General features: G+C 46.8%; 5 protein-coding genes. All 5 read left to right on the forward strand.

Annotated elements, in window-relative coordinates:
- The first annotated feature begins 147 nt into the window (after window positions 1–147).
- Window positions 148–1,965, forward strand: coding sequence for a vWA domain-containing protein (locus tag PAENI_RS19590; RefSeq protein ID WP_149646436.1), 1,818 nt, complete (start codon window positions 148–150; stop codon window positions 1,963–1,965).
- A gap of 61 nt (window positions 1,966–2,026) precedes the next feature.
- On the forward strand, window positions 2,027–5,416 hold the full coding sequence (locus tag PAENI_RS19595; protein WP_149646437.1) for a tubulin-like doman-containing protein: 3,390 nt from the start codon (window positions 2,027–2,029) through the stop codon (window positions 5,414–5,416).
- 4 nt (window positions 5,417–5,420) lie between these two features.
- Window positions 5,421–7,823 (forward strand): transcription initiation factor TFIID, encoded by a 2,403-nt coding sequence (locus PAENI_RS19600; RefSeq protein WP_149646438.1) that lies wholly within the window; start codon window positions 5,421–5,423, stop codon window positions 7,821–7,823.
- 283 nt (window positions 7,824–8,106) lie between these two features.
- Window positions 8,107–9,378 carry a vWA domain-containing protein gene (locus PAENI_RS19605; protein WP_149646439.1) on the forward strand — a complete coding sequence of 424 codons (1,272 nt, stop codon included), beginning with the start codon at window positions 8,107–8,109 and terminating at the stop codon, window positions 9,376–9,378.
- A 22-nt stretch (window positions 9,379–9,400) separates the two neighbouring features.
- The gene (locus PAENI_RS19610; protein WP_042185104.1) at window positions 9,401–10,042 is read left to right on the forward strand and encodes a hypothetical protein; all 642 of its coding nucleotides are present in this window, start codon (window positions 9,401–9,403) and stop codon (window positions 10,040–10,042) included.
- Window positions 10,043–10,082: the final 40 nt, after the last annotated feature.

Consider the following 10,082-nt stretch of genomic DNA (forward strand, 5'->3'; position numbering starts at 1 on the left):
TATGCATCATTGCTACTTTGGTCCGGCGGTCCTAAAGTTGAAGTTTACAAGGTTTAATTATATCATAATGGCATACTATTTACAGATTTTAGCGATAGTGCTGAACCTGTCATATGTGCCTAATATAACACAAGAGGAGCCCTATTTATGCTTCGTAAATATCAAAGTAACAGAACAACTAAGACACTTATTCAACGTATCTTCCCGGCATTACTGCTGGCTCTATGTCTTGCTGCCTCACCATTTGCAGCTGTTCAGGCCTATGCGGCAACATCGGCGCAATCTCACATTGATGCGGTGCTTCTTATCGATGTCAGTAACTCCATGAAGACTAGTGACAAGAACAAGGTCGCGAGCGAAGCGATGAAAATGTTCATAGATATGCTATCTACCCAAGGTGATAAAGTAGGTATTGTTGCCTATACCGACAAAGTGCAGCGGGAGAAGGCCCTGCTGGAAATTAATTCAGAGACAGATAAAAAGGATTTGAAGGATTTTATTGATGGACTGGACCGTGGAGCTTATACCGACATTGCTGTCGGTGTAGAAGAGGCTGTGAAGGTGCTCCAGAATGGTAGCGATCCGAATCATGAGCCAATCATTGTGATGCTAGCTGATGGCAATAACGATTTCAACAAATCAACAGGCCGGACGCAAAGCGAATCGGATAAAGAATTGAATGCAGCCGTGGAAGTCGCTAAAAAGAATGGCTATCCCATTTATACGATTGGTCTTAACGCAGACGGCAAGCTGAATAAACAGAAACTCGCTGATCTGTCCACTGAGACAGGTGGTAAAGCATTTTCGACGGACTCCGCAGATGATCTTCCGCAAATACTTAGTGAAATTTTTGCTAGTCATCTGAAGCTAAAGGTAGTACCTGTGCAGTCGATCACTGCAAATGGGGATTATCAGGATGTGACCGTCAACGTGCCTAACGGCAGTGTTTTGGAAGCCAATATCTCAATTATGTCGTCACAGCCTGTGACCGCGAAGCTAACGGATCCTTCAGGAAATGCTGTCGCCATCCCGTCCAAGGATGTTGTGCTGTCGAAGTCTTCTACTTATAGCTTGATCAAGCTGTTGTCACCGCAAGAAGGAGATTGGAAGCTTCAGGTCAAAGGTGTGCCAAAGGATAAAATTGATATTAATCTAGTTTTCAACTACGATTTGGAGCTTAAGATCGATGCGTTGCCATCAGCAACCTATAAAAAAGGTGATAAAATTGATATTACCTCTCACCTGTTCAGCAATGGTACTCAGGTAACGCTCAGTAATTTGTATCAAGATATGAAGGCGGTACTGCTTGCTACAGATATCGATACAGGTGATGTACAGGAAATCGAACTGGATAACTCCGGGGATGTTTTTAAGGGCACCTTCGAGGTAAAAGAAAGCCATGACTATGAGCTGAAGGTTCGTGCAGAGGAAAGCAGTTTCTATCGTGAAAGTGCTCCTGTAAAAATCAGCGCGAAGGCAGGTGGCGCTGCAACTACCAGTCCTTCGACAGGAACGGGCAAAGAAGAACCTCTGAAAGAAGCTTCGTCCAATACCTTGTATTACATTATTGGTGGTATTCTTCTGGTGTTGGCAGCCGCTGCCGCATGGTATGTGCTGAATAAGAAATCGGCACGTGGTTTTGTTGGACAGCTGGTAATTGAGGTTAAAGACGGCAATACGGGTGAGAAGACCTACCCACAATATAAGAAACTTGCTGGATTCAGAGGCAAGTTCACCCTTCATCAGCTGCTGCAATTAGCGCCTGAGCTGAAGGAAAGCGAGAGCATTATTTTCACACCAGCTAAGAATGACCGATTGCTGTTACGCAGTGGAGAAGGTATTACTGTAGAGAGATCCGGACGTGCTGCGGATGCCTCGCGTGGTCTTGAGCTGAAGAGTGGTGACCGCGTTTCAGTGTCCCTGCACACGGTAGATAAGACGATTTATCTCGAATATTTAGTATAGAAGTGGTTTTGCAAGAAATCTGAAGTACAGCTTCCGCAAAACTTTTAGGAGGATAAAGCATATGAAACCAGTAGTAAGAGAGCATATACAGCAATTGGATGTATCACTAGGCGGCGGGATTGTCAGCGATAAAATCAGGGTGGATACGATTGATAATCCGATCCTGATTATTGGACTAGGCGGCACGGGCATTGATGCCCTGCTGCGTCTTAAATATCAGATTAACCGCCGCTTTAAGCTGCCGGAAGATCCGATATCCAAGAAGAAGCGGGACAAGCCGGATAATGTAGAGTTTCTAGCTTTTGAAACGAATGAACAGGATCGCGGAAAGAAATACAAAGGGATCGGACTCGATCCACAGAATGAATTTGTATTGCTAGCGAATGCTGAAATCGGCGGATTGCTGCAGAACCGCAGTATCCTTGATTCGTACATCACGGATTGGCTGTCACCCGAGCTGAGTATCACAGATGGTATGAACGGTGCCGCTGGTGTGCGGCAGGCTGGACGTCTGCTCTTGTTCACCAAGATTAATCAGGTTGTAGGAGCGATTGATAAGAAGATCAAGACCTTATCTGTAGGCACGAACAAAAAGCTGATGGTCTTCCTTTTGACAGGTCTGTCAGGGGGTACAGGTAGTGGAGCGTTCCTTGATATTGCCTATATCGTACGCGGTATTATTGAACGTGATTATGGATCAGCCGGTATTGACCGTGTGAACACACTGGGTTATCTCTTTACACCGGACGTGAACCTGTCTAATAAAAGTCTAAGTGAGCATACGCGTGAATATATTCGCAAGAACGGTTATGCGGCGCTAAAAGAGCTGGATTATTGGATGAATGTAGATAGTCGTGGGGAGCGATTCCAGCAGCAATACGGGAATATTTTGACGGTAAATTCTCCACTGCCTCCGTTTAATTTATGCCATTTGATCTCTGCAACGAATACCGAAGGTAAGCTGTTAGAGAATGCGTATGATTACTGTATGAACGTAACGGCTGAGAACATCACGAACTTTATGGCAAGTGAAGAAAAACAGTCTGGTGAAGAATTCGCCATCCATGACTATATCAGTAATATCCGCACCAATATTGCGCAGATGAATAAGACTTATCCAGCTAACTATGAGTACAACATTATCGGTGCCTCGTCTGCCGTGCTTCCGATTGAGGAAATGACGACTTATCTGGCCTTCCGTTTGTTTGATAAAATGGAAAAAATGTTCCAGCAGGCGCCTGGTCAAGAGGATGTAGAGAAATTCGCACGTAAGCTTGGGATTGATCTCGACAGTATGATTAAAACCTTTGAATCCCGAGTGCCTGAGCCATTGCCAGGTTACGAGAACAGCGAACGCCTGAGTCATGCCAATGTAGTCAAGAATCAAGTGGTAAGTATGGATACAGAGCTGGAGCAGAACTTCCTGGCTCGTGCCCGTGAGGAATATATTAAATCGAAAAAGCAGCTGCCTGGCGAAATTGTAGGACGTTTCAGTGAAGAGCTGGAGCGCATCTTCCTGCACCCAGAGCAAGGGCCGTTCTACGTTTCCCGCCTGCTGTATACCGAGAAGGGCTTCTGTATTTTGAAGCTGATTCAGTCTTATATTGAGGCTTTACGTGAAAGCTTGCTGCGTCTGCCACGCGATATTGAGACGGCGCAGGACAGTGCGGATGAAAAGCTGAGCGATGCACGCAGTGCTTTTGTATCCAAAGAGAAGAAGAAAAATGCCTATATTGACGCTAAAATCAATGAGTATTGGCTGCATGCCGATGTAGAACGTACTGAGCAAATGATTCAATTTTATGAGGACTTATACGAGCTCTTAAACGATGAAAACAGCCGGATTTATGGTGTGTTTACGGAGATTCTTAGTGCGCTTAGCTCGATTTTTGCCAAGAATGGGGACATTCTTATCAATGGTGAAGAGCAAGCGGATTATAAAGGAAACAAAACTTATTATTGGAACATTGTTAATGTGCCGGATATTTCGGCGACGATCTCCAAAATCATGGATCAGAAGGACGGCGACGACTTGATTCGCGACTTCACCCGTGAAATGCTGAAGCATTCCGGACGTTGGGTTAAGGAACAGGAGATTGATATCGTTCGCTCGATTTCAGAGTTCCTTAGTGATAAGTTCGGGGATCTGATCACCCGTTCGATGGAAGATTTCCTTGTGATGAAATTCGGCCATGAAGAGCCGTTGGATAAGTTCGTAGAGCGGATTATTGCCGGTAAATTGGACGAAGAGGCTGTGCCTACCTTCCACCTTAGCAACAGCTCGGGCAGCTTGCATTTCCCATCATGGGGCTTCGTTTCCGTGCCTGTTAAAGCACCTGGCATCCTGAAAGGGATTCGTAATTATCAGAATAATGCGCTTGGTAAATCACAATTTACAATCAAAGAAAGCCAAGTGAAAAACCGTATTTTCTGGCTTAACACCCGCAACGGTGTGCCACTTTTCGTATACACGCCGCTGCGGGTGTTTGAAGAGAACTATGAGCGGACCATTCTCGATAAGGAAGGGATCGGCCGCCATCTGGTGATGACGGATAAGAATAACTGGACGTATCTGCCTTCTCCGATTCCGGAAAAATCATGGGGTGACACTTACGTCAATTCTCGTGTACGTGATTATAACGCACGTGTGCGTGCAGACTTTGCAAAGGCGTTGGCAAGCGGAGTGATCATCGAAAAAGGTGTAGACGAGAACACAAGCAACAGATACTCTGTTGTGTTCACGAAACCATTTGATATGGATGCTCTATTGAGCGGATTTGATATGCAGTTAAATTCTTCACGTCCGAATCTCGGAGAAGTGAAGAAGGCGGCTGATGAACTTAAGAATCTGCGCGAGAAGGGCTTGGAACGCGAAGGCATTAAAGATATTTTTGGCAGCATTAACAAAGATATGGCACAGGAGAATCTAATTCGTTCACCGCAATTGATTTCTCGTGTTCGTGTTGAGCTAGCCAAATATGCTGAACTGACTGCAAAAGCAACGGAGCTTGAAGGGCTGCTCCATCAATATCTGGACGAAGACAAGTGGATGGACCAATTCATCGAGGCGTTGTATACGGACAGCATTATCAAGAAAGGCGCACTCTACGTTTATGATCGTGATGAAGAAGAGGACGCTTGGGAGCCGTTTGCCAACTTGATGAAAGAACGTAGCTACGTGGAATATGCCGTGTACCGTCATTTCCGGGAGCTGGATGAGAAGAGCCGCAGCGTTCTGCTGCGTAAGGCAGCTCGTCGTGCGAGTGAAATGACTGCCGCTGAAGACGTAACCCCATTGCTCTATAAGCTGGAAGGGCTGTATGTATCCTTCCTTGAAGCACGCGACAGCTTGGAGTATGAACGGGTAGAGTATGAGAGCGGCGATGAGATGTATAGTTTCTATAAGAGTATGACTAGCAAACTCGGCAGCATCCGCAGAAAGTTGAAATAGGCCTATGATCAAAACACTGGCATTATCTTATGGTGAACAATATGCGGTACAGGAAGAGGCACAGCGCAGCAAAGGGGATGGACGCAGCAGCATCCATTACCCTGCCCTGTTTCTGTTCGTAGGCGACAAGGTTGCTCCGGCCATCGGTCCGGTGCTGGATAGCTGCGAACGAAAATGGGATAACGCCGGCGGTGTTATGGCATTACATGCTGTGTCAGGCACGAAGAGTGAGGACACAGACAGAAGCAAGAGGGGCTCTGATGCAGGAGGAAAAGACCGGGTGCTGGCCATGGCCTTGCCGGATATGGCAGGGTCAGATCCACGCACTGTGCGTCATGAACTTTACCGCAAGTTTCATGAGGATACACGTTATCTTGCTGAAATGAATAAAGTTATTCGGCGGCTGAGCAACAGTATAGCGGATTATGGACGGCTATATTCATCTTTTGACGTGATCCATCTCTCTATCATTACGCGGGTCGATGACCCGCTTAATGTATTGTTGCCAGAAATTACACTGCTGGCTCGAGCAATACTCAGCCAGTCCTTTAAGTCGGTACAGACGGATCTCTACGCTTTAATCAATGAGCGGGAGCAAGGGGATAATTTTGGATATTCCAGCTCAGTAGGGCTGGCTTTTCTGCGTGAATTGGACAGAATGCAAGCTACGGACTATACGTTTAATGCACCGCTGCTTGTAACCGAGGATGGTCTGTCGATTCCAGTGAGTCATGGTCCTTCCGCTTTATTTGACCTTGTGTATCTGCTCTCCGATAAGAATGAGCGCGGCATGATGTCGGCTCACGGCATGGATGATAACTATGAGATCATCTCCCATATTAGCCTACTTAAGAATCGTGTCCGCCCGACTTCTGATCAAGCTACAGGACACGGTGGTTATAACAATATGACCTTTAAAAGCGGTATTAGAGGTAGCACAGGAAGACAAGGCTACGCCTCCGCAGGCTTTTCTGGCGTGAGAAGACCTAATGTCCAAATTGCCTTGGCCGTGCTGTATCACGCCTTCCGGCGTCTTGCAGCGGATATGCGTGAGGGTAGTCCATGGACTATGCGCGAGCGTCAATCTCTATTAGGGCTGGATCCTGATAGTTTGCGGGAGCATGCGACGCAGCTAGTCCCGGTGAAAGACGGCCTTAGTGAAATGACGGGGCTAATGAGCCATGGACGTCCGTCCTACAATGAGCTGAAGCAGTTGTCACTTCGTGAAGCTGAACAGCAGCTGTTCGGTGATGGGGGCGAAGCTTATTTCCGTAATAATTTTGTCGCAGAGTCTAACCGGAGAGTAGAAGGTATTCATCCTCTTCGTGGATGGCGCACCCTATTGGCGGCACAGGAAACAGCTACGCCAGCAGTAACATTCTATCAGCTTGCGGACTGGACAGCTGATCGTGATGAGGGTGGCAGTGTGCTGCATGCTTTGCGTCAGCATATGACAGGATTGCGTTCAGCACTTGTCTCCGCGCAGGATGAGCTTGAGGATCTTTATGCGGAAAGTGTGGAGCGCCAACCGTTCCAGCGTGTGCCGCTTTTTGACAAACGAACGGTACGCAACTTCATTCATTACTTATTCTCTGCGGTATATAGCAAAAAATATGAGCTATTATGTATGGAAAGTGAGCTTGCGCTGTGCAGTCGTTTGGAATCTGCGCTTGAGCAGCTTCACGTGGAATGTGTGGCCCGTGTGAAAGCTATGGAGACGCTCGAAGAAGAGTTACGTATTACTGTGATGGACAGCATTGGGCGAACGAACGAAACCACTGGCCAGAACGTGATGGAATACTATCGAGTTGTCACAGAAGAAGTAATGAAAGAGATCGAGACCCGGCGTGGACCAGGAATATTCTTTAGTGACAAGTACATGGGTAGCATTTCTAAGCTTTTAGAGCAAGGCAAAGAAGCGGTAGCGGAGCGTTTGATTGGCATTTGTCAGCGGGAAATATTAACGGCTGATCCGTTTGCTCTATCTTTCGAAGAAGAATTGCTGCGGCGTGCAAATGTTGCGGCTGCTTATGAGAACCGTCAGGTTCTATCCAAGGAAGAGTTGTTCAAGCGTCTGTACCATAATCTGGAGGATAGCGCGACGATCAATGTTCGTCTGTTCGAATACACGCAAGAGCATCGTCATGAGGAAAAATATTTCTTCGGAGACAGCGCATCTGAATTCCTGCGCTATGCATTTGGTGTGGATGAGACGACCCGCATTTATCGCTTAGGCTTCGTGCATGAACAGCGCAGGAGCGGAGTGGAGAAGTTAAATCTGATGGGTGGTTTCCATTTAGAAGACCTGCTCTATTACCGTAATGGTAAGGTTTATTATGAAACCTATGCTCAGAATGGCTATCAGCTTCATGGGGTGAGTGAAGAGCAGCTTCCCGAGATGCGCTGATGGCTGATGCGCCTAATGTGCTAACCTTTAATTAGAGTCCTATTGTGTTTGATATATTAGATTTAAGTGGATTTCTGGAATAGGGACATTTCTCCTTATTTCCAATGCACATTATGCAATAGAATAGAAATAGATGTTTCTTTTATTCCATTCTATTGCACAAAGTGCAATCTGGGGGATGATTACACATCCGGGCAGCCCGTTAATCGGGCTACATAACCCCCGAACAATGTTAAGGCCATAAGAGTACAATTCAGGTTTCTCCCGGAAAGGAAGTATAACGATGCAGAGAAAAATCAATCTGCTCCTGCTCTTCTTCAGTCTGATCGGCGGCGGGGTCGCCTTTCTTTTTGGCGAGTGGCTGCTAAGCTGGTACAACGATCTGCCTTCCATCTTGCTCGTAGGCATTTATTTTGCCATAGTAGCACTCGGTATCGGCATCGGTTGTCTGCTTGCAGAAATGATCTCGCCACGGCTGAACGGAGCCTCGTGGAAGCAGCGCTACCTAGGTTTATCCTGGAAGCTCCTGCCTCTGATGATTGTCCTTGCACTTGGAGTTGGAGCATTAACAGAATTTGTTTATGAGCTGAATTTTGGCGGTGCTAAACCGGTTAAAAATGTTGTAATGGCTATCGATGACTCTGGCAGTATGGCGCAGAGTGATCCTGATAACAGCCGTTATTCAGCCGCTAAGGCGTTAATTGCGAGAATGGACAATGACAATCAGGTAGCGGTGGTGACATTTAACCACGAAGCTGTAGTCGTCCAGCCGTTAACACCACTCTCGGATTCGCAGAATCGTGAGAAGGTGTTGACTGCCATTGATAACTTGAAACCAACTGAGGGTGGCACGAACATTAGCGGTGCGATCTCGGAAGCACTTAAGGAGATAGACAGTGACGGCAGAAAAAATCAAGGCGCTATGGTCATCTTGCTGTCGGACGGAGTCAGTAATTTCGACACCTCACGAGAATTACAGACCTATATAGATCGTGGCATTGCCGTAAATACCATTGGTCTGGGGATGCAGGATCCTGCCGGTACCCAGTTGCTGCAGGATATTGCGAAAATAACGGGCGGTCACTATTATGATGTGACAGATACGGCTCTTTTGGGTGATGTATTCCAGCAAATCTATGATCGTTTGGGAGATCGAACATTGCTTACGGTGCGTAGTGATGCTACGGCAGATAGTCCATACTATGCTGCAGTTCGTATTTTGTCGCTGATGCTAATCGGGGCTGCACTTGGACTCGGTCTTGGTATTATGTTTGATAACCGTCATTTAGCAAAAGGCTTCGGGATTGGCGGCGTAATCTCAGGGTTGTTCGCAGGGCTTATTCTGGAATTTGGACTTAGCGGGCACAATTTCACTGACGGCCTAATTCGCCTCCTTGCTGTTCTTATATTGGCTGCAATCATCTCATTATTTACAGGCGTCATTCCGGTAGGTGAAGGACGTATTTACCGTAATAGAAGAAATAATGCAGCTCCTAATCCACCGTCAGAAAGCTTTCCTGATCGACGGAGAAATCGGAATAGCAAAGGATTCTAGTAGTTGAAAGGGGTTTACAGTGATGAGGTACGCCGAGGATAATGCTTCCGCTCTGGTAATAACGGATGTGACATCTCAAGTGGATGAACGGTTCTGTACGCTGAGATGGCGCTGGCCGGACGGCGTGCAGGCGGTGTACATCCATAAGACCTCCGCAGAAGAGGCTTCTATTGGCACCGGGGATATTCCTCCGGTCGGAATGAAGCTCTACACTCGTGAGGAATACAAATCTAACAATGGATACCGTGATCGATTGGATGAGATCGGCCTAGTCTCCTATACCATATACGCTCGCCTTGCTGAGAACGGAGAGACACTGCTGGTGAGGCAAAGTGACGGTGCGAACCGTGTGGTGGTCAGTGCAGGCAAAGCTAGAATCTATTATTCCGTTCAACAAAAAAGAGGATTATTCGGAAAACAAAAGACCGTACATATGGCGATTACGGCAGAAGTTCCAGTGGCTCGAGATGTCCTCTGTTATGTTAAGAAACGGGGAGGACATCCGGCAGGGAAAGAGGATGGTATTCTCTTTCCCTTTGTACAGGATTTCGCCCCTGGACGCAATGTACTCCCGCCGATTGAGATCGGTAAGGATGATTTTGTACGCATCTTTTTCACCGACGGTCCTAAGTATGGGCTTTATTACGAGCTGGTGCCGGAGTAAGATCAGTCTATGCGTACAAGCGAGTGTTGGACAATGCCTG

It is taken from the genome of Paenibacillus sp. B2(2019), assembly GCF_008370385.1.
In the GTDB taxonomy this organism is placed as follows: domain Bacteria; phylum Bacillota; class Bacilli; order Paenibacillales; family Paenibacillaceae; genus Paenibacillus_AQ.

What these genes read in the sequence shown, in the direction of transcription:
- PAENI_RS19590 (WP_149646436.1), top strand. Translation starts at nt 148, where the DNA reads ATGCTTCGTAAATATCAAAGTAACAGAACAACTAAGACACTTATTCAA.
- PAENI_RS19595 (WP_149646437.1), top strand. Translation starts at nt 2,027, where the DNA reads ATGAAACCAGTAGTAAGAGAGCATATACAGCAATTGGATGTATCACTA.
- PAENI_RS19600 (WP_149646438.1), top strand. Translation starts at nt 5,421, where the DNA reads ATGATCAAAACACTGGCATTATCTTATGGTGAACAATATGCGGTACAG.
- PAENI_RS19605 (WP_149646439.1), top strand. Translation starts at nt 8,107, where the DNA reads ATGCAGAGAAAAATCAATCTGCTCCTGCTCTTCTTCAGTCTGATCGGC.
- PAENI_RS19610 (WP_042185104.1), top strand. Translation starts at nt 9,401, where the DNA reads ATGAGGTACGCCGAGGATAATGCTTCCGCTCTGGTAATAACGGATGTG.